Annotated in this window: 7 protein-coding genes and 4 pseudogenes; 2 read left to right on the forward strand and 9 right to left on the reverse strand. The window is 52.0% G+C overall.

The features are described 5' to 3' along the window. Positions 1-20: 20 nt before the first annotated feature. The 6 genes and pseudogenes from THINI_RS02190 to THINI_RS23050 form a co-directional block, all read right to left on the reverse strand. Positions 21-467 carry a hypothetical protein gene (locus THINI_RS02190; RefSeq protein ID WP_002707052.1) on the reverse strand — a complete coding sequence of 149 codons (447 nt, stop codon included), beginning with the start codon at positions 465-467 and terminating at the stop codon, positions 21-23. A gap of 38 nt (positions 468-505) precedes the next feature. Continuing rightward, positions 506-2,132 (reverse strand): annotated as a pseudogene (tnpC, locus tag THINI_RS02195) (IS66 family transposase). Positions 2,133-2,167: 35 nt separating this feature from the next. Beyond that, on the reverse strand, positions 2,168-2,536 hold the full coding sequence (gene tnpB / locus THINI_RS25550) for an IS66 family insertion sequence element accessory protein TnpB (protein WP_002706841.1): 369 nt from the start codon (positions 2,534-2,536) through the stop codon (positions 2,168-2,170). Beyond that, entirely contained in the window at positions 2,536-2,883 is a 348-nt protein-coding gene (gene tnpA, locus THINI_RS25555; RefSeq protein WP_002706643.1) for an IS66 family insertion sequence element accessory protein TnpA, read from the reverse strand. Before tnpA ends, tnpB begins: the two co-directional genes overlap by 1 nt. Before the next feature lie 84 nt (positions 2,884-2,967). Continuing rightward, positions 2,968-3,225: a hypothetical protein gene (locus THINI_RS02210; RefSeq protein WP_002707053.1), complete on the reverse strand. Its 258-nt coding sequence runs from the start codon at positions 3,223-3,225 to the stop codon at positions 2,968-2,970. A gap of 35 nt (positions 3,226-3,260) precedes the next feature. Continuing rightward, entirely contained in the window at positions 3,261-9,470 is a 6,210-nt protein-coding gene (locus THINI_RS23050) for a Tc toxin subunit A-related protein (protein WP_154724325.1), read from the reverse strand. A gap of 214 nt (positions 9,471-9,684) precedes the next feature. On the opposite strand from THINI_RS23050, the pseudogene THINI_RS27120 reads away from it, so the two are divergent. Then, positions 9,685-10,159 (forward strand): annotated as a pseudogene (locus THINI_RS27120) (ISAzo13-like element transposase-related protein); the annotation flags it as partial. Between the two features lie 111 nt (positions 10,160-10,270). After that, positions 10,271-10,692: pseudogene (locus THINI_RS27125) on the forward strand (ISAzo13-like element transposase-related protein). Here the strand turns inward: THINI_RS27125 and THINI_RS24915 are convergent. From THINI_RS24915 to THINI_RS02250, 3 genes and pseudogenes are all read right to left on the reverse strand, one after another. Beyond that, positions 10,578-13,931, reverse strand: a complete 3,354-nt coding sequence (locus tag THINI_RS24915; protein ID WP_002707055.1) for a Tc toxin subunit A — start codon at positions 13,929-13,931, stop codon at positions 10,578-10,580. The pseudogene THINI_RS27125 and the gene THINI_RS24915 overlap by 115 nt on opposite strands. Before the next feature lie 264 nt (positions 13,932-14,195). After that, positions 14,196-15,132: pseudogene (locus THINI_RS27130) on the reverse strand (IS1595 family transposase). Between the two features lie 47 nt (positions 15,133-15,179). Beyond that, positions 15,180-22,895, reverse strand: a complete 7,716-nt coding sequence (locus tag THINI_RS02250) for a SpvB/TcaC N-terminal domain-containing protein (RefSeq protein ID WP_002707057.1) — start codon at positions 22,893-22,895, stop codon at positions 15,180-15,182. Between the last annotated feature and the right edge of the window lie 4 nt (positions 22,896-22,899).

The following is a 22,899-nucleotide window of genomic DNA, read 5'->3' on the forward strand; positions in this document are numbered from 1 at the left end:
ATATCCTATCCAAAAAAGCCCTACCAATTCCGGCAAGTAATCTGCGTAAACGTCCCGCATGACGGCTGGTCACAGACTTCCCTGGTACTAATGATCCGGGTCTTTTGGCCTGCTGTAATATTCCTCGGGCCGGAAAAGCTTATTTGCCTGGCATAGCCTTCCTGCACACAAAAAGCTTGCGCTGCCTGCGCCCCGCATCCGTTTACCCAGCTATAGCACCAATCCAGCAGGGTGTTATAGCTGCCGTACTGGATAGGGTATTGGTAGCGTTTGTTGATGACCTGATCTTCACGTTCATCACAATTTTGCCACTTTCCTGCAAAATCACGGGCATCTCCGTTATTTTCACTACTGTGCCATGCATCCGCGCTGACCACTTTGGGTAGAACGCTGACAACGCCGGTAATGCCAGGTATATGGGCATCACACAGGGTCATGGCCAATTCGTAGTTACGGCGCTTTTGCATTTTTTCGACGGCTTCACGGTAAGCGCCGTTAAATCGCCCTACTTGCCCTTGTCAAAAAAAGGGACTTTTTTCGCACATTTCTCCAGCGGCACATTCCATGGCAGGAGGGCCTCCCATTTTTCCAGGGTGTCGGCCTGGGCGATATGCTCCAGCAGATAGCGGATATAGGCATACGGTTCGAGGCCGTTGGCCTTGGCGGTTTCAATCAGGGAATAACAGGCGGCGCTGGCGCGCGCGCCATGCGGGGTGTCGGCAAACAGCCAGGCTTTGCGGCCCACGGCAAAGGGGCGGATGGCGTTCTCCGCCAGCACATTGCTGATATGCAGGTCGCCGCGTTGGCAGTAGCCACTCAGGTATTCCCACTGGTTGAGGCAGTATTCCATCGCCTTGCGGGTGAGGCCGCCTTTCATCACCTTGCCGACCTGCGTTTCCAGCCAGGTTTTCAGTTCGTTGAGCAGGGGCACGCTCAACTGCTGGCGCAGGCGGTATTTCTCCGCCGTGTCCAGGCCCTTGATGTTGTCCTCGATGCGGTAGAGCCTGCGGATCATGCCCAGGGCAATATCCGCCAGGGTGGGTTTGCCACGGGCCTGTTTGCCGCCCGCCGCCTTGACGGCCTCCACGAACTTGCGGCGGGCATGGTCCCAGCAGCCAATGCGGGTGATGGCGTTGTTGCGGCACACGGCGGCGTAACCGGAATAGCCGTCGGCCTGGAAAATGCCGTGGAAGTCCATCAGTAGGCGTTCGGGGACGCTCCCCGCCCGGCTGGGGTCGTATTCAAACAAGACCGCCACCTGGTTCGGCGGGCCGCCCCGCACCACCCACATCCATTTGTCGGCCTGGGCGGTTTTGCCGTCCTCCTTCAGCACCTGGATGCGGGTTTCATCGCCTTGCAGGTAAGCGCCGCTGTTCTGGGTTTCGCGCAGCAGGTTGAGCAGGGGTTTGAAGCTGTCCTCCAGACGGATGATCCAGTGGGCCATGCTGCTGCGGCTGAGTTCCGCGCCGTGGCGTTTGAAAATGCCCTCCAGGCGGTACAGGGGGCAGGCCATCGGCGTATTTGGCGATGATGACCTGCGTCAGCAGGTTGAGGCTGGCATGGCATTTGCCCAACGGATGGGGCGGACGGGCGGCGGCGACCAGCGTTGGCCCGCCATCTGCCGTTGCCGGGGCGGGATCCTGGCTGGCCCCGGCGGCAAACACGGCTTTTTCCTGCCAGTATTCCAGCACCACCAGTTGCGCTGGGATGTAGTCCAGCTCTTCCTTGACCTTGGTGAAAACCGTGCGGGTCGCCCCGGCTTTTTCCGCATCACCCAACAACAGCTCCACCCGTTGGCGCTTCAGCCCGGGCGGGAAGCCGCGCTGGCGTTGGCTGGGGCGGGGCCTGGCGGGTTCCGCCTCCGGCAGTCGTCCGGCGATGTCCTCCAGCGCGGTTGCCAACTCGGCTTCATCAAACAGGTCAATCTGGAAGGGGAGCTTTTCAGACTGGGCGCTAAACCGCTGTATTTTGGCCAGGCGCAGCATTTCTTCCAGGAGCTGGATATGGTGGTCACGCTGTTTCAGGACGGCGGCAAATTCCGCCTCTTGCTGCGCCAGCAACTGGCGCAGGCGGGCAGCGTCCAGGTCGCTATGGGATGTGGTTTTGGGGGCTGGCGGCGGTGCTAAATCCATGGGTTAAATGATAACAAAATCATCAGGATAAGTCGCTAAAACAGCGCCCCGTAGCACAACTTTTTATGCCCTTTGAGCAGGCTGATGTCATAACCGTCCAGCAGCCAGTTGATCTGCTGGGCCGTCAGCGCCATCACCCCGCCATCCCCCGTTTGCGGCCAATGGAACTTCTCTTCCGCCAGGGCTTTGTAATACAGCACAAAGCCATTGTCTTCCCAATACAGGCATTTGATTTTCGTGCGCTGGCGGTTGGTGAAGGCGTACAGCGCCCCGGCAAACGGGTCGTGGCCCAATTCCTGCGCCACGATCGCCGCCAGCCCCTGGGCGGCCTTGCGGAAATCAATGGGCGGGCGGTAAAGGTAAATGTCCGGCATCTCCCCGGCGGGGCGGAAATAACGGGCCATTACAACTGCCCCAGCAACCGGCGCAGCAAGGCCACATTGCCGGGGTGGATATTCCTGATCACCAGGCCATTCGGCAGGGACAGCTCCAGGCCATCGCCCGTCCGGGCGTCTGTCCCCGGCTGCGCCGGGCGGACAGTCACGAAACCGGAAGGCTCTGGCAATACCGGGCGTTTGCCATCCCCGGGCGGCTTGCCCGCCGTACCGCATAATTTGCGCCGCCAGTAGACAAAGCCGTGGTAACTCAACTGTTCCTGTTCACAATACTGGACTCCGGAAAGGCCGGAGGACTGGAAGCGTTGGAGCTGGGCTTGCCAGTACGCCAGACGCCCATCTTGACCTGGATTCATCGTGTTCTCCCATGCAATCTGTTGCTGATGGGCTGAGTGTCCGGGATTACGTGGGGCGCTGAAAGGAGGGGGATTTAGAAGCGCTTACGCTTCACGGCTGGCATTGTGGCAGGCAGCCCTACGCGCCATCGGTGGGCGGAGCCAGTGGTAGCCGTCAGCCATGATAGGGTCTACTGCGTGGAACGGTACAATGACATTTTCCCGGATACTCCCGTCACTCAGGCGTACATCGCCGATGATGTGGTGGTTGCTGGATTCGCAGGAGCGGGTTACTCCTGCTTGCGACAGACCGGAATAGGCAAGTAACAAGCAGAAGTAGGTGAACAGGATGGTATTGCGCATTATCGTGGCTCCACTGTTATCAGTTTGGCTGATCCTCATGTCAATGTGTAATTAACTAACAGGAACATTTCTCGCGGTATGCTGCTGGGCGCATTGAATTGAAACCTCCATTCGGTAAGTCCCATGTTAATCTCCGTAACAGCAGCCGTGTTAAGCCCAGCAATAGCCGCTCCAGCAGTAAATGCAGCAGCATCCCCCGTTCCCTCTGCTAGTGACACACCATCCAGTATTTCGGAAGAAAACAAATAAACATTGGCTGCCTTGGCTTGACGGGAACCATTGCTGGCAAAAAATGGGAAATGTCGCAACACGTCTTTTAATACGACGGTTCTCACCTCATCTGTTGCATTCATTGCCCGATACCACTCAGTGGCGTAATCATGCTTTAGATCAATGAGTGCAAACAATCCCTCTTCACGGCTCTCAGTTTCAACCGCTGCAAGGTATTTCAGGGCTGCTTGACTGGCAATTCCCTTGAGTTTGTCACCACCATCAGAAGCAACGTAGCGCACTTGCATAACAACATCTGAAATACTGCTGTAGTCAAATTGACGAATAGTAGACGGCAACTCAAGTCGCCATTTGCTAATGACACCCGCCCCTTCAAAAGGAAGATAGCGTTCATCCCGGAAACTCAGTTCAAAAACGCCACTGTCACCTTGGGCGCTACTGGCTGCAATGGAAGAAATTGGAACCCTGACTGTCTGGAAGCGGTCATCAGATTCAACTTTTTCAAGGTAGTCATCAGCACTTTGGGCAAGAGACTTGATCCGATACTTATGTTCCAGCAAACGTAATGTGCAATTCAGGTTGGTATAAGGGCCAACAATGCACGGGATGGACAATGCCACACTTTTGATTTGACGACGGAAATGCCCTGGATAGTCAAGATCAAACAGTACCTCTGGCAACGTGAATTCACATACTCCGGTTTCACGCAGCGTCAAAAAGGCAAAGGGATTCAATTGACGAAGGGAAACCGTTTTGGTGACCTCAAAGTCATGACCTTTACGTTCCTGGTAAGCCCTTTCCATTTGCTTAAGCGCGAGGTATAGATTTTCACCCGCAAACAAGCCATCACGCCCGGCCTCCCAATAACCCGCCCGTACAAAATCGGAAGTTGCCAGACCCCGCTCAAAGCAGAACGCACTTTCTGCCCGTTTTGCCAATTCATAGGCCAGTGTATAGGCTTGGTAATAAATGTTCCTTACTTGCGCCTCCATCCAGGCATACAATTCACGATTGGTGTACTTGTTTTGCAAGAAGTCTTCAATTTCCTGCGCATGATCAATTTGCTTTTGCTGGGTTTCCAGTTCCCATTGAGCCATGGCCAGGCGAATCTGCTGGGTAGTGATTTGCTTGTCGATATTCATCAACTCATAACCCGCCGAATTGGCTTGCATGATCCGGTCTTGCAGAACACGGGTAAGACCACCTTTCTTTCCTGCATTCGAACTACCAAAAGATATATCACTTGCACGGACTTGAAGCCCTCTTGCAACTGCTTGTGTTGCATTACCAAACATCTGTCCGTGAATTGCTACACCAGCACCAATACCAAAAGGTTTTGCATCACCACTGGCAACTGGAATGGCATGAAGGATGCTGGCTAATGTCTCTACAACACCTATTTCTCTTTGCCTATCCTGGGCTGCGTTTGCCTGATCCAGCTCTTCTTTCTCAAAAGAAATGAGCTTTAAACCTCCCTCATCTACTGGGACAAGCTGTGAATTTTGCAATTCGGTGAAGTCATCGCCTTCGCCCGGAATTTTGGCTATATCCTCTCCAATGAGTTGTAGGTAATGCCGCAAACGGTAGACTGACCCCGTTCTTGATTGCCGAAGTGACTCAAGGGACTTTTCAGCTTCTTCCAGTTGCAGTTTTCTGGTATCCAGCAAGCGTTGCGTCATGACCCGCTCCTGAACCGCACGTAACTGAGAAAGTGCTTCGCCTTCGCCTTTTTCTTTGGCGGAGAGGAATGCAGCGCCTAATGCTTTCACCTCATTACACATTTCCATGGCGCGTTGCAGCAGGTAAGGAAAACGGTAATTGGGCATTGGTGCATTCAAATCACTGAGAACGCTGGCGATGCTTAAGCCTTGTGCCGCCGCTTGTACCAACAAAGCCGGATCAATCGGTGGTTCAAACAAGGGTAATTTACGGAATACACCCTCAATGTTTTGACAATGGCGAATCTTGAACAAACGGTCGTCGATGGTTTCACGCAGTTTGGTCAGTTCTGGGTTATCAGGAATGCAGAAATACAATGCGCTTGCTGATCCGAAAATATTAGTCAGCGCAACAGCTGCATCGTGACCGTCGTCGTAAGCGTCTGGTTGGTTACTGAACGGGAATGCCAGTTCCAGTTCCACCATCGCATTGCTGAAGGCATCCCAGCGGTCGATGAGCGAAAAGTAGGTTTGCGGCTTGGTGCGACCCCGTTTAGGAATACGCTGTCCTTTTGAACCATAGGCGTGCGATGCCAGAATATACAGCTGGCTGGCTTGATTGATGGTTTCAATCGTATCTTGTTGGAACAAATGATCGCCCCACGCAATCAGAATCTGGATGTATTTCATTGCCACCCATTTCATGTACGCGGCTGGGCGGCTTCTGGCTACCACATGCGGCTGGAAGGGGTTGTTACGCCATTCGGTAATCGCGGTATCCGGCTGGCCTGCCTGTAGTGAGAAGAATAAGCGCTCCAGTACCCGCTCAGGGTTAACCTGCATGAAGGGTACGAATTGCCAGAAACGCGCCCTGTCTTCACCATCAGCAAACGGATTCAGCACATAATGGCACATGTTCAATGCCTGCTCGTATTGCTGTGATTCCAGTAAGCGTTCAACTACCAGCATGGGGGCATGGAAATCTACTTCCCAGTTATAAATAGCGGAAGGGCTTTTGAGTTCATGGTATTGATTGCCAGCATCACCACCAAAACGATCCTGAAGATTTACCGAAGCAGGAAGATCATCTAAAGCCTTTAATAACGTTGGCAAATAGCGAGAACCGGCAACGAGTATATCAGCATCTTTATGGGTTAATGTTTGACCATTACTAACCTGAACATCGTTTGTAGTCTCAGTAAATACGCAAGAAGAACCATCTGATTGCAGAGACTTGATTGTCGATGGGCTTTCGTTATAGTGAAAAATGGTTTTTGCAGTTGGAGATTGCGTTGGGTGGTCGTTGGACTTTCCCATCTGCCCGTTTTTGAAAATAAATTTTACTACGCTTTTATTGTTAGTAGGCGCATCATCAGCCGGATAACGATATACATCAATTGCAACGGACGTATCCTCTTCACGAGGAATAAACTGATAATTACTAATTTTTGGTAGTATCTTTCTTGTTAGCTGATATGACCCAACATCCTCAATAGGTTCCTCCTTACTCTCCGGCCTGAAATCAGAAACAGCTTCTGTGGACAGTTGTTTTTGTGTCCAACGACCGCTCCGATATTCTGTCCAGCACAGCTTGATTTCCCAGAACTCGGATATTCCAGTATCGGCAAAAGGTGATTTACCTAACTCTTCTATGGTTGGGGCTCGTTCACCACTCTCACCTGTTATCGTAACTTTTGCTGCCTCAGTCTTTTTCATGAATTGGGGGAAAAAGACTAATAGCCGCCCGTTGGCAACGATTGGGGCGAGATAAGTACCGAAGATTTTTGGTTCATCCTCGGTTTCCTCGGTTTCATAACTGGGAATATCAACCTGCATCAGTTCCCATGGCGTCCAGTAGCCCGTCTCTGTGCCTTTGGTGCGGTAATAGAACTGGTAGGGGGCATTGCGGGTTCTGGCAAAAACATGCAGCACTTTTTTATCCAATTCTTCGTAAAGCCCAACCACTTTCAGGTAAGCGACGCCATCGACCTTGAAGACGTAACTTTTGAAAGCCTCTTCAACATTATGCTCAGTGAGATCCCGCTGTAGCAGTTCTGATTCCAGCTCCTTGAAGAATGGGCTTTTATCATCACGCAATTCAGAGCGAATCCAGTTTTCCGGGTACAGGAAAACCTTGCGGTTAGCTTCCCAGACCCGGTAGCGTTGCATCCATTCCCAGCGTTCGCGATTAAGGACACTATGCCCAACGCCGGACTCAAGCCCTAGCAAACAACGTTGGATAAACAGTTGGACGCTGGAAATGGCCTGTTTGATGCGCGAGGTTTCCATGCAGGGTTCCATTTGCACATCAATCAGGAAAAACTCGAACAAACTGTCTGCGTCGATAACACCCCATTCGCGCAGTTCAGGCTGAACCAATAAATAAGCAATCAGTGCATCGCGTTGTTTGGCGCGTAATGTATCGCTGAGTGGCTTCACGACCTGTTCCCAATCAGATTGCTCAAAACGTGCCCGCGTAATGTGACGGATGTCCTGGGCAATGCGATGCATTGGCCAGAACTGTGACCCCGGTTTTGCCCAGGTAAACAACCGTTCAATATCAACAGCGGTTTTGTCTGCGATATGGGAAGCATCCAGCAGTTTGGCGAGGTGCATCTCATTGACGAAATGGGCAGACGTATTGAGGTTGAAATGATCGGACGCCAGCAAGCTGGAGACACGGCTTGTCTCCATGCCCAAAGCAGCGGCTACACGGGTGCCCAATATCGCCGGGTTATCCTGGGTATCTGTCTGGCTTGCCCATGCAAACAGGTCAAGCAAGCCTTGCGCTCCGCCGGAAACACGCCCACGCACTTGAACATAGGCTAACAAACGTAATACCTGCGGCAAAGTGAGCTGATTGAAATCAAGCCCGGAGAAATCCGCCGCATGGTTGTGTAAATAACGCAGCTCATCCAGGGTCAGGCTTAAACTGTTGATTAATGAAGCGCACTTCGACACTTGGCGTAATGCGGTAGCAATCGCCGTCGAGGCATAATCGGGCAATAGGGCCGATGCAGGAACAGCTGTGCGTGGCGTAATAGCCGTTTTCCACTGCAAGTTAGCTGCCGGGAAAGGGAGTGAAATTGGCGACAAGGTTCCGGCATGTAACAGCACTGGTTCAGAAATCCAGACATCGGAAGGGTCTTCCTGTTGCGTCGGAAAATCAAGCCGCAGGCCATCAAGCACGGCTGATGGTTGAGTATCACGGTTGGTGACGATAAAGGTATAGGTGTCAGTTCTGGGCGGAATCAGATAACCACTAAAACTGCCTGCATCGGTAGCTGGTTTTTCCCGCAGGGACTCGAATACATGCATGGCAGGCGCAGCTGGGTTCCCTGACGCCAGCACTTCCGTCAATAAGGCTCCAGCCAGTGGCTCGTTGAGTCCAGTCGCCGCTGCTACCTCAGCCGCAATCAGACGTTGTGACAAACGCTTACGCAAAATGGGCAACAGGGTTTTCAGCAAATAGCGGCGTTTAACAGAGGCGGTATTTTCGGGTGCGTCCGGGTTTTGTGGATCGTTGACGTCACCAGCTAGCAGTATTGTCTTGGCGCTTTCTTCCTCCCCGGCGAACAAGCCGGATAACACATCACCAAAGAAGCGTCTTGCCTGCTTATCTACCCTGTTAATAGCAGCAAGCCAGGCAGAATCATGGCTTAGAGACTTGGCGATGTCCAACAGTGGTGGAGTCAACCTGCCGGTTATTTTGAGGACTGCACTGGGTGAACCGTTGCTTTGCCTGGTGGTGTATATCAGCCTGCCAAGCAGGGATTCTGGAACGGTTATACTAAGTCCGGCAGGTGCGTTGGTACTATAAACCGTTGTGCCGTCAATTAATCCGACAATATCTTCTACTATCGGCGCATCAAACAACAGCGCTGCTTTGCCTCTTAGTAATGGCGTATCAATACCGCCATTATCGTTATTATCAGTGGGCAAATCGGGATGAGCCAGCCAGATTGCACCCAAACCATCATACAGTTTCTTGCTGAGCAACAGCGTAGCGCGTTGTGACAAACTCAATGGGCGTAACGGGTTTTCGTCATCAGCCACGACAAATGCCAGTTTATTGAAATCCAATCCTGCCGCTTCAAGCTCTGTCCATCGGGTCAACAAGCTTAATGTCGCAGCCGCGCTGACAAAAGGATTACCATAAATAGCGAAGACTTGTGGCAGTTCAGTGACACGCACACGCAGGAATTTAAACAGGATGCTGTGCCGATAGAGTGCTGATACGGTATCTAACCTTAGTACATCCGGTACATTCAGTTGGGAGAGTAAGGGGATTTCCCTGAAAGATTCCCCCGCAATGGCTACACTTGTCTTATCGACAAGCGGAGTCCCTATCCCCATGCCCCCCGAACCCCAAACAGCTAACCCGATCCTGAGTGAATCCCAGATAGCCGACCTGAAACTGGCGGCCTCGAAAATGTCTGGCAGCACCCGCCGTGCGTTCCAGGCGGACATGAGCCGGAAATATTGTGCAGGCAACGCCCGCCAGACTGAAAGGTGTTTTGGCTGGGGTCGGGAGGGGGTGCAGTTGGGTTTGGAGGAACAGCGCAGCGGCATGGTTTGCGTGGGTGCGCAGGCGGCGTATTGTGGCCAGAAGCGCTGGGAGGAAACCCAGCCGGAAGCGGCAGCCGCCTTGCTGGCGCTGGCGGAAGCACATAGCCAGCAAGACCCGACATTCCGCAGCAGCATCGCCTACACCCGCCTGACGGCGGCGGAAGCCATCCGGCAGTTACAGGCCATGGGTTTCAGCGGTGGACAAGTGCCCGCCCCCAGCACCATGGCGCGGATACTCAACCGGAATGGCTACCGCCTGCGCAAGGTGGAGAAAGCCAAGCCGCAAAAAAAATTCCAGAAACCGACGCCATCTTCGCCAATATCCAGGCCAACGATGGGCAGTTTGCCGATGGGGCGGTCAAACGCCTGAGCATGGACTGCAAGGCGACCGTCAACATCGGTGACTACTCACGGGGCGGGAAAACACGGGGTGACAATAAAGCCGCTGACCATGAGATGGGCTGCAAAGAGAAATACATCCCTTTTGGCGTACTGGATGAGGACAGTGGGCAGGTTTACCTGACCTTCGGCAGTTCCAGCAAACCAGTGACTTCATCGTGGATTCCCTGTGCCGGGTATGGGAACAGATGCCTTCTGCTGACAAGGACGCCTGCCAGTGCATCCAGATCAAAGCGGACAATGGCCCGGAAAGCAGCGGGATCAGGACGCAATTCCTCAAGCGCATGGTGGAATTCGCCAACCATACCGGTAAGACAGTCCACCTGCTGTACTACCCGCCTTACCACAGCAAGTACAACCCGATTGAACGCTGCTGGGGATTCTGGAACAACACTGGAACGGCACCCAGCTCAAGGATGCCGAAACCCTGCTGGAATGGGCAAAAACCATGACCTGGAAAGGCATCAACCCCATGGTCGAATTCAGTCGCAAGGTTTATGAGAAGGGTGTGACCCTCAGCAAAAAAGCTATGGAGGCTGTTGAGGCGAGGCTGGAAAGAAATGCTGCTTTACCAAAATGGGACATTCTGATTCGCCCTGTTTTTGGGTAATGTCTTTGAGGTAAATCACCTAAGGCGTTAATATCGTCCCGTTTGAGTTTTAATGCGGCCATCAAGACGGGTAAATGGTCGCTGATTGTCTGTTCCTTCGTCAGGTAGTTACCATCGTCATCGGCCACGAATACCGGGTCAATTGCGCGGATGTTATGCGAGAGAAAAAGCTGGTTGTACAGGGATTTTTCCCCGGCAGTGGAAATATTTCCCCAAAACGCGAGCACCGTTGCCAACGGTAAGCTGGTGCGCTCCATGACCTGAATGACTGCGGGGAGTTGGTGTATAAACGCAGGGCTGATATCAGCTAATTGATCGGTAAAATCAGGGCATACCCAAGGTTCCGGGGTGGCATCGGCATCATGGCCGCAAGTGTTGTTACACCCGCTGCCATCGGTATGGCATTCTTGCTGGAAGACATCAAAATCAACAAAATTATTATGGGCAGGCGATTGTGCGGTGTCTGTTTGACTGGTTACGTCCACATCGCTTAGGGCGGCATTCATACCCAGACCTGTCAATGCCTTGTCAACCTCATCAATGCTCCAACCCAGCTTGCGCCATAAACGCAGGAAACGTTGCATCCGGTCATATTCCCCGGCTTCAACAGGCGTACCATCAAGATGTATCAGGCGTACAGGCTCAAGGTTGCAACTGTCTTGAGGTGGTAGCCAAAGAACAGGTTGGGGAGTGGGAAAGTATCCGGCAAAACCCGTTCCTGCTGGAGGTTGAAGCATGTGATTCGCAGAATCATTATTACTGCGAACCAATTTACCCCCGGATATAGCATAAATCGTGTCTTTCCCATTTTCATCCAAAATTGGAGAGTTTATTGTACTTGGATCAGGATAAGAACTGGTTTCATCTGCTTTTATTAGATATAAATACCCTCCAACGTTCACTTGGGGTGAAACATAATAAGCAATATTGCCAGTCGCCCTATCAATTACTCTCCCATCATTCATAAGTTGAAAGACTTGTGAAACCTCACGCACAGTCGGAAACTCACTTGAATTATCTTCAGTATTTGTAACAACATCAAAACTACCGAAGACGGGCAGTCTTGGCTTATCTCCTGAATCCAGGACAATCAATTTGCCGAGACGCTCAAAGTAACACTGTACCCAACGGGTTAGCTCTTGTGGGTTAAATGAAGGTTCATTGGCTGTTGGTTGTTGGCAATCCCCGCAATACTGTTCCAGTACATATGGGGCGCGAACATTGACTGTTTGAGAAAGCAAAGCATCGACGATAGGTTGTAATCGTTCACACAGTTTAGCTTCTGAATTTATCGAATTTTGCAAATAATGATAGCTGTAGCGAATACTATCGAGAATCGCTCTGGGTCTGCCTTCTGGCATAACAGGGTTGATGAAACGGGTTTTGAGTAATTCAACCAAATCAGCATATTCGATACCTGTACGTTTTAGAAACTGCTTTTTAACAAAAGTCAGCCCTAAAGGGTTATCTTCATCAGCATTAACCATATCCTCATCGGTTGCATAACCATAATATTCATGTATTTGCCTGACACCGATTTTATTGCGGTATTCGTCAACACTAAGCTGCTGATGTTGTGTTAGTTCAAAATAAGGTTTTGGCCAAAATGCTTCACGGGTGAGGATGATATATTCCTCTTGCGACATCTTGAGAAACTCTGCATCAGCAGCACGCTGGAGTATCTGCTCATGAATACTTTGAAACTCGTTGCGTGCCTCACCGGATGTAAAAGAAACCGTCCCCTCTGGTGTTGCCGCGCGAAACGTATTCACCAGTTCAAAACGGCTGGTTTTCAAATACTCCAGATAAGTACGGATAGCATCCAAGGGCTGGTGATAAGGCAGGGTAAACGGATATACCGCATTTTTCAGAACACAATAAGCCTCATAATTGGTATGTTGTGGCTCTGAAAGCAATTCCGGCGTAGTTTCACCATCCACGTTAAAAGCATTGAGCGTGACCTGTTTTTTCCCTGCGTCACTATCGCGGTAACGGCTTTGATAGACCACGAAACTTTCCATCACTTCGTTGGCTAAATCCACATATGGCAACACTTTGAAGGTATTGTCACAGGTCAATTCCAGACAGCCGAGATCGGGGCGACGGCGGAACAGCATTTCTACAGGTGTACCTGCAATGCCGAAAGAAGGAGCCTTTACCTCTGGATCAAGATTATTGTTGCGCAGGTATTGCAAAAGCTCAACGAAATACGCAGCAGGCGAGTAAACCGATAAACATTCATCACACTCGCAGAAATCGAGACTGCCGAATAGCGTTTCCAGATTCAGGCGTTCGGCTGCCTCCCCCAATGCGGAACGAACACTACCCAAACGGGCAAAACGTTCTTCTGGCGTAGCCACCCCATCAACAATGGCCAAACCGGAACCACGCACAGCTTCGCGCATGGCGATGAGCGCCTGTTCGTTACGCATCCGGTTAATCACCGCAGCGGTATGGATTTCGCCAGCAAGCTCAGGCGACCCCAGATCAGCACTCATTGTGGTGACAAATGCGGAGCGCGGCATTTCAGCAATATCAAACGCGGAATTCAGGTGCGTGGCAGCCAGTTTAGGCAGTGCTTCGGGGGTAGGCGTGACGGAGGCCAGACGAATCAGTCGCCCGACCTCTGCAATCGCAGCGGGGGAAGCAGGTGGTGAGCTTGTCTCCTTGTCCACGGATGGTTGGCTGTTAGCGTCCACATTACGCAAAGCCAACAGCGGTTTTGCTGTTGACGGGGTGCTGCTATCCAGTAATGCCGCCACTTCTTCTTTGCTGGCATCGCCTTTTAGCGGGAGTTCGCCAGCACGTACCATCCGCGCCACCATCGCAGCAGGATGGGCGCGAAACAGGCGGGTGGCAAGTTCTTTGGCAACGGTCGCTCTTATTTCATTTTTAGCTGCTTCGTCATTATTTTCGGCGTCAGATTCAGCGTCTGGGTCAACCATTGCTTCCAGTTCAGCGGGGCTAATTGTTCTTGCCACATCAGCAATGGATAGTAACTTCTTATTCGCCGTAAGCTTTTCCACGACAGCAACACGGTTGCCGCTCCATTCGGCCAGCTCACTGGCAAACTCGACTTTTGCAGCCATCGCTTTCGGTAATTCCTTTTTCACGCTATCGAGAGCGGCATTTACCTCACCCTTACTATCATCCAGTGCAGTGCGCAACACTGCTTGATACTTCTCGCCGAGTGCTGCTTCAAGACAGTGTACTCGCGCTTCTTGTACTTTGTTTTTCATCTCAATATCTCCTTGATCCTGTTAGCAGCACTTTCTTCACAATAGACTCATGGCCTATAAACCAATTTCTTCGAAATTACTCACCCCCATTGAACACCCAACTCCGAAGCATTAGTGAACCTAATAATCTCGGCCACTAAAACCATTTAAACTTTAAATTAACAATCAAAAAATCATCTTAACTAGCCTCTCAATCGAGTCTGACCTCTTTGATTAAAAGAAAAGTTCTAATAAAATCTGAGGCTCAATATGCGTTTCAGGGTCTTATCCCAACAGCAGCGAAAGCAAGGACTGTAAGGCAGCTTGCCCCCGTTTCCTGATGTTGTGAAGAGACTCGAAGAATGCAAGGTAACACGGTAGCTTTTCTTGTGAGATCCCCCGATGAGGTCGTAACCATGAGCGTAACAGTGACCAAAAACCTTCCATCGTATTGACGTGGACTTCATGGAAACCGTCACCATCTTCGTCACGGGCATATTCGCCTGCGCCATGGTTGACGGTTTTGTGGGCATAGCCCCATTCTTCCAATCGGCTGTAAATGTTGTACTCATCGGTGTAGACCAGCGTGCCTGCTGCCACCGTTTCCACAATCAACGGCTTGATCGTCGTCTGTTTCACATTCGCCAGCATACGGATCACGACCTCCCCGGAACGCTGGATCATGCCGAAAATGGGTGGTTTGTCCTTTTCCAGTGTCCCACGCCCCGGCGCACCTTTCAGGGCGCGGCGGCGACCTTCACGCCCAGCATCCGCGACGGCTTCGGGGTTTCCCTTGTGTCCAGCCTTGACATAAACCTCATCAAATTCAACATTCCCAAACAGGTTTACTGGCGTTTTTTTTCTCGACACCACGCCGTAACTGTTCCGTCATCGCCTGAACATCATCCTTGTTCAACCCCAATTCGCGGGCGATTTGTTGGTTGGACAGGTTCAACGACATCAGGTACAGGCACAACACCCACACCTTCAGCGGCTGGTGGTGGCCTTCAAACACCGTTCCCGTCAGGTCATCAAAACGCTTTTGGCAATCCTTACACTGGTAACGCTGGCGTTCCTGCTGGGTGTCATCCTTGCCTCGACGGATAGTGTCCTGTGAACCGCAGTGCGGACAAATCACCCCATTAGGCCAACGCACGGAACGGACTTGCTCGAAACAGGCGGCATCACTGGTCAGGCTGGAAATACTGATGAGCGAGGTCATAAAGCCTCTCCTTGGCTATCGGAAATGACTAACTTTACCGCTATCCATCACGTTTGCAATGCCGGGGAAAACAAGACCCTGAAACGCATATTGAGCCAAATCTGATCTAATATCGTTCCTGTACTTCTTTCTATTTGTCCTATCCTTCTAGTTATTTCTCGGCTTATTGACCTATCTAACGATTGTCGTTGCGCTCTATACTCTGCCAGTGGCATCCTTCCACCTCGACTTACAGATGAACTAATAATATTCGAAACAAAAGACTCCGTTAGATCATCAATATTATGATGATCAACACCTAGCGAAGTAAGATTTTCATTACTCACAACGTCAGGATTTCCTGTATGTCGTCGCCCCCTTGAAAGAAGAACGTTACTACCTCCTGGTGAAACCCTATTCTCCTGATAAAAGTTATAATGCAGACCAACATTATCAGGAACGCTGGTTTCAATGGGATTAAATAACCCACATGAAGGGTTATCGAACACACTAAATGCCGGATCAATGGTAACTAATAAATCAACATTTCGATGTTGCTCATTGAACTCATGACTTAAATCCATTGCAATTAATCCTCCATGGCTATATCCAACTATGATTATCGAATCAAATTGATAACCTAACTCAATTTCTCTTTTGTCAAGCCAATCTAATGTCGCTTGAGTACTTGTAAAATTAGTCAAACCTGGTCGAACATAGTGTGCCTCAACGTCAATATTATCAGGATGGTTCGCCTCTTGATGATCTAAAATTCTACCTATAGTCGTATCACCATCTCTTTCTTGCTCACCAGATGTTGGCAACCCCAGCACTCCTCCATCTATGCCAATTATTAGCACTCTTCTCCTTAAATGTGGATCTCGTGGAGTAGATTCTGGTACTCGTGGAGTAGATTCTGGTACTCGTGGAGTAGATTCTGGTATTGGAGTCCCGCAGTTATTACACGGAGAATCACCAACGCCACCAGGTAATCCTGGCATTGAGTACTCAGAAGCAGATGCTTGCAATCCATTCTTATCATTTAATGAAATCGGTAAATTTTTAACGTACAAATATTCATTTAATCCATCTTTAATACCCATGGGGTCAGAGGAAATCCACCGTACCAACCGTGGCAGATAATATCTCGCAGTGTGGTAACTCAATCCTGTTTCTTCATCGCGTTCCATTCCGGTATAGCGGTAGCGTTTTTTGGTGGTGCGGATGTCGGCATTAACGGCGTGATAAGCGGTTGTGCCGTAAGGGTGATATTCTTCGTAGGAAATAATATTGGCAGCCGCGTCCATTTCCAGCGCGACGGAGCCAAGGTGATTGCCGTATTGGTAACGGAACAGGGTAGTGTTGGTTTCAAGCCGTGGGTTATCGGTGGATAGCACGTCTTCGACTATCAGGATGCGCTGGTCATCGGCAAACAGATGATGGGTTTCGATTTCTTCCACCAATGCGCCATTTTGCCAGCGGCGGTATAGCTCCATCCCGCCGAGATAAAGGCGTTCTTCCACCCGGTTGGCATTATGCTCAATGCGCTTGCGGGTGCGCTGCTTGCCCGCATCGTAGTTGTACCAAGCCACCCCGCCCCCGCCCAGATTGACGTGGTGGATCATGTCGCGGTAATCCCAGCGCAGGTAAAACGCTTCCCCCACCCGTTCCAGATTCAACATGCTGCCGTGGGTGTCATAGTCATACCGCAGCGACAAGGTGGGTTGCGCCACATAAGGCGCATGACAGGGCGCATCCGGCGGCGCAATTTCCCCCGCCCGCCCGGTTGCCAGCAAACGGTTGCTATCCAGCGCATACTGATAACAACGCTTCCAGCGCAGATTGCCGCCGCCGGAATGCGTCAGGCTGAGGATATTCCCCACTGCGTCATACTGGTAATCCTCCCGATACCGCTGTAAAGCCTCCGGGCTATTGGCAAACGGAATACCCCCAAGTGGCTCAAACGGCGTATTCTCCCGCTGCACATTGTTTTGCGTGGCATGTTCGCGCCCCTCGGCCTGAATCAGCCGGTACAGCGCGTCATAACGGTAAGCCCCATGCGGCGCGATGGCGCTGTTATTGAAATACACCGTCTGTTGCGCCTCATCGCGGATCGCCACAATATTCCCCACCGGGTCATAGCTGTAGCGCAAATCCTGCAATCGGCGTGAACCCGTCAGTGACTCAGTTCTCAGCCGCACCAGCCGGAAGGTCTGCGGGTCATATTCATAGCGGCTTTCAGTGTTATTGCCATACCTCAGGCTTGAGCGCTGCCCCTTGGCGTTATAGCGGATAAGGCCGATAGCCTCAGTCACCCGACCCCGCACCGCTAACGTTTCCCCCTGCAACACCCCGCGCTCGTTATAAGTGGGCGTATACACCGCCGCCTGACTACCTTCCCTATGCCAGTTTTCCAGCCGGATCATGCGGTTGAGCGCATCATATCCGGTACGCTGGATAAAGGTTTCCGCCTCCAGTTGCGCCGTGGCCGCACCCTCTGCCCAATCCACTACCGGCGCGGTGTAGGCTTGTGCAAGCTGGCGGCTGGTTTCCAGCAGGTTGCCCTTGAAATCAAATGCCCGGTTAGTCACCAGGCCACTGGGGTCATAATGCTGGTAAACCTGCCCACGCAGATTATGTGTCTCAGGCTCTGGTTGGGATTCGCCATAGACAAACCGCTCCACCACCTGCCAGCCCGCGTCATTGATGGATAACTGCTGGGTCAAAGGGCGGTGCAGCGCATCATAGGTATTATGGAATACCCGCGTTTCCATCACCCGGGGGCTATCTGTTTGTATCCGCTCATTCTGATCCCAGGCCAGAAACGGTTTGCCCGCCGCATCGGTAATCATCCAGCGTGCGCCTGCATCCATGCTGTACTGGTACAACAGGTTGCCCGCGATGTCATAACACGGCGCAAACCCGCTGACCGGATCGTCTGCCTGATTGGCAGGTACGGGCGGGTAAATGTACTGCATCACCCGGTTGCCGCGTGCATCCTGAATCCACAACGGTTTGCCCTCGGTATCCAGACGGGTGAAGGTCAGATACTGCTCATCGTGCAGGACGCCAGCCGCATCGGAATAACGGTTATGCGCAAGGCTCACCACTTCGCGCCCCAGCTTGTCCAGGAAGGTACGGGCAGGCGTTCCGGCATAACTGGCTACCTGCTGCATCAACGCCGTATCACCAACATGGCTGCCATACCAGACATTGCCAGACTCCAGCACGGTGTCGCCGGGGTCGTAACTGCTGACATGCCAGGGTGAAAATTCCACCCGGCTGAGCGTGCCATCCGGCAATTCAGTACGCATCACCCGTCCGGCGGCATCGTAATACAGGATGGGCGTAACGCCTTCCTCACGCGGCTCTTCAAAACGGTGATCGGGTATGTCCTCACCCGTTACCGTGCGGCTGGTGCTGAAATAAGGCTCGTATTGTTTGACCGGCTTGCCCTTGTTATTGAGGACAGTCTTGCCATTGGCAATCCAGCGCAATGCCCCGCCAGCCTGTTCCGGTTCAGCCTGTACCTTTTTCACCAGCACATTGCCGCCACCATCCGAATACTCGAAGGCCACCTGAAGCGGGCTGGGGTTGCCATCCGACTGGCTGACATGCCGTTCGCGCACAATGCCGCAGGCGCAAGCCGGGTGTTCGCCCCACACGGTCACGCTATTGCCATTGGCATCAGTACGCTGGACTTCGCCGAAGTAGTAAATGTGCCGGGATGTGGCATTACCCAGCCATACCCGTGTCTGTTCCGCATGAGCAGCCGTATAAGGGCTGCCAGTAAAAAATGCCGCCAGTGTGGCGCTATCTGGATCAAGCTGGGCGTTTTCCAGCCCATCCAGATGATCTCCTTCGCCTTGTTTGCCACGACTGGCGGTAATTACAGGTAAACCCAACAAGTCAAAGCGGGCTTCAGTTTCATTGCCGTTCATATCACGCAGGATGCGTGGCGCAAGCACCCGATAATCAAACGCCTCGATGGATGCCCGATTACCTATCGGGTCAGTGCTGGCGGTAATGAACAAATCATCCTGGTCATATGCCAGTTCCGTCGTATTGCCAAATGCATCGGTATAGCGCTCCGGCAGGTAGAAATGCCGGGCGGCATCGGCAGAAAACCCGGCGATACCGGAACGCATCCAGTATTCACCACTGCCCGTTTTATCGGAAAACCGCGCGGCCAGATTGTTCCCGCCCAAATAGCCGCTTTGGGAGGCATCATCCAGCATTTGACGGCTTGGGGAGTTTGTTTCCAGACGGCCAGCAAACACCCTGTCCAGCAGGTCGCTGGTCAAAGCCAGCTTGTAGCTTTCAAACGGCAGCCCCAAACGGCTCAATGAGCGGAAGGGTAAGGGGTTGATCAGGTCATCATTGAAAAACAGGGTTCTGACATGCTCAACGCAACGTTTTTGCGGCAGGTTGCCCGCGATGTCGTGATACGCAATCTCCACCAGCGCGGTTCTGCCATCCAGCGGCTGGTATTCCTCACAGAAGGAATACTGATTCCGTAACTGGGCAAGGCTGTAATACAAACTGCCGGAACGCAGGGGAATGCCGGTCACTTCATAAGTTAAAACCTCACAGGGGACGGGTAGACGGTAAACATCAGGGGTATTTACCCATTCCTCAGCGCGGGTCAGGTGATTTTCCGTATACAGCAGATGTGGCTCGCCCTGTTGCACCGCTATGATCTTTGCCAACGCTGCTTCAGGCAGCCCTGTTTCTGTGTAGGGTTGCCGCCGGGGATAAACGGCAGCTACTGCCTGCAACACATTGCCGTGATTATCTGTGGTGAGGTTCAGGGTATGGGCAATACGCGGATCAGGTTCCGGCAAGACTTCGGCAGGGTCGGCGGGCAACGCCAATTCGTAGTGATAGGTCAGGGCTTCACTTTCTGTTACCAGAAAAACGGCATATCGGTTATTGCCCCGCTCCTGCAAACGCCGGATATGGCAATTGTGGAAGGCGGTGGAAAACAGCTTGACCGGCAAATGTTCACCCCGCTCCAGCGCCGCCACATCCAGCTCATAGATTTCCTGCCGCAGCATCATGCCTTTGCAAGCCCGCAACGCTTCCCGCCATTCACTATCACTGAGGTCATGATCCGCGAAATCCGGTTCCGGTAACGGATGTTCCCGGTAAGACGTATTGAAACCGTTGGGGAAATATTCTTCCCCGAAGTGACTCAGGATTCGCTGCCGATCAAGGAATACGCCAGTGTGGAACCAGGTGACGGTTTTGACCGGAGGCTGGTAAAGGGTTTTGTCCTGGCTGATGTAGGGGCTGCTGGCATTGCCTGCGGAAAACTCCCCGTAGGCTTCCACATCCACCTGTTCCACCCGACCGAATCCCCGGAATTCACGTTCCACGCCATCAAAATAACCATGGTGGTAACTGTATTGGGTCGTGAAGCGCGTGCCACGCCATTTATCCGTCACTGTTACCTTTTCCACACAATGTACCGGAAAAGGTAGGCGGGTAATCCACGGCTTGCCAGCCAGCTTGTCCTGCAAGTAAAACCGGGTGGATGGGGTATATTCAATCCGGGTTTCCAGCCCCAGGTTATTACGGCTGGCAATCAGCAGATGCGGTTTTTGCCCGCCCATCAGGTCAAGATAACGTAACGGTTGGCGAGTATCCGCAGGCAAAGGCGATGACCACACCAGACAGGCTGTGCCATTCCCCAGCAGGTCAACCACCTGCACATTGCCAATATTATCGGTAGCAGGGAAATGACGGATGTCATGCCTGTTACCCCAAGTATTCCCGGACAGATTGAAATAGACCTGGATGTTATCCCTGCCCAGATACAGGATGTCCGTTACGCCTGAACCATCAATATCCGCCAGACGGATACGTTGCTGATTAAACAAATCCGGGTGGTCGAACCACGGCGCTGCATCCATGCTTATTCTGGAGCCAAAATGCCCATACCCCTGATTCGGCCAATAGCACACCTCACCATTACGGATACGTACAATGTCAGTCAAGCCATCACCTGACATATCCGCCAGAAAAATTGACTGGGTTCCATCGGCAAACACAATGCGGGGGCCGTGCTCTTCATCCAGCACCTTGCGCACGGTTTCCGTTAGCCCGAAACCTGCCTCGCCCAATGAGGGATACCAGCAGAATAGCTCGTCCTCACTGATCAGGATGTCGGCATGACCGTCACCGGTCAGGTCAACAAACTTCAGATTTGGATTTGCCCAGTCGATATTGGGCAGGGAGCGGAATGGCTGGAACCACTCCCAGTCATCCAGGGTTGTGCGCTCATAGAAGCCAGGGGTGGTTCCGGCAAATGTCACCGCCTCAAGCTGGCCATCGCCTGCCAAATCCAGAAACTGATATTGCCCATCTCCGGCTGTCATCAGCGAGGGTTTACGGGCAACCATTTCCTGTGATGCGAAACGCGCCCGTGTCTGGAGTTCCCCCTGATCATCCCGGAACGTATTCAAGGGGCTGTAATTGCGTTTATAAAACCAGCCTTCCGCCTGCTGTGTCAGGATGCCGGACAAGCCCTCTCCATCCAGGTCAAGCCACTGATAAACCTGCCCATCCAGCCCGGCTGGCAAATTTTCCAGGCTTTCCTTATCCAGTATGCATAGCTCGCCACTAATCTGTGCCTGACTGTATTCAAACTCCAAGGGTGGCAACTGACGGGATTGATAACGGCCATCTGCCTGCTTGTGATAACCGGATTGGGTGACTGAGCGGATAACGCTATAGTGTTGGTCGGTATAGTGAAAATCTGTGGATCGCACCAGACAGTTCCTGCCCACCTCAGCCTGTTCAGGGAAATGGTGGAACATCAGCACCCGTTGGCAAAGACGGGATGTCCTGACTTCAAACCCGGCACGATAATTGGAAAAAGCATCCGGGCGATACGGCCACTGCCCTGTTTCATCTGGTGTCGGTGTGTCGCCCGTATGTTCGCCATAATCCAAGACGACCTCAAACATCCAGTCTGCATTGAGCAATTGATCGTTTGATAAAAAAACCGGGCGATTTCCCTGCTCATCCAATAAGGTAAGTTTGTTGCCATAACGGATGCGCTTGATATAACGGTTGGCGGTAATCTCAGTACGATTGCGTTGGTGCAGAAGGCTTACGTCAACACCGTCAGTATTTTCAGCTTTATAGTCATACAGAACAGCATTGCCTTTGTCGTCGCGGGTTTCACTGAGCAGCCAGCTAAAAGTTCTCGTTCCATCTGCGGGATCAGTAATCCGTGATCCGGTATCACGACCATAAATGCTTAGAATGTTATCTTTGGAAAAGGAACGCCAATGGACATCACCATCGCGGTTACGTGTCCAGCACTCAATACGGGCAAACAGACCTTCGACGCGGGGGCGATATAATCTGACCTGATAGGTTTCTGAATCAACTTCCCTGCTGGAGAGGCTATTCAGCGGTACAAGGTCTTCAGAGCCAGAAAGAATAAAACTATCGGAATTCTCTCCATCCCGATATTGCGGTAAACCTTTGTCAGTCCTGCGGGTAATGGATGGCAGGGCAAGGTTCCACCCCAGCCCGAAAATACCATTACCCGCACCAGAATCGTAACTGAGGGCAAGTTGCGGGCCGAATCCATTTCTGCCCGGACTCGTTGCAATTGGTACGGATAATGAACCTGTGCCGGTGACGGGATTGGCAGCAAACTTTTCCCCCATACCGCGAATGGCACCGCCTCCTTTAGGCAGTGAGATTGCAGGCGCGGTTACCCGAAAATTATCCTCGGAAGTATTTTTCTGGTCATGTTGTTCTTGCACCACC

The organism is Thiothrix nivea DSM 5205 (genome assembly GCF_000260135.1).
Lineage (GTDB): Bacteria > Pseudomonadota > Gammaproteobacteria > Thiotrichales > Thiotrichaceae > Thiothrix > Thiothrix nivea.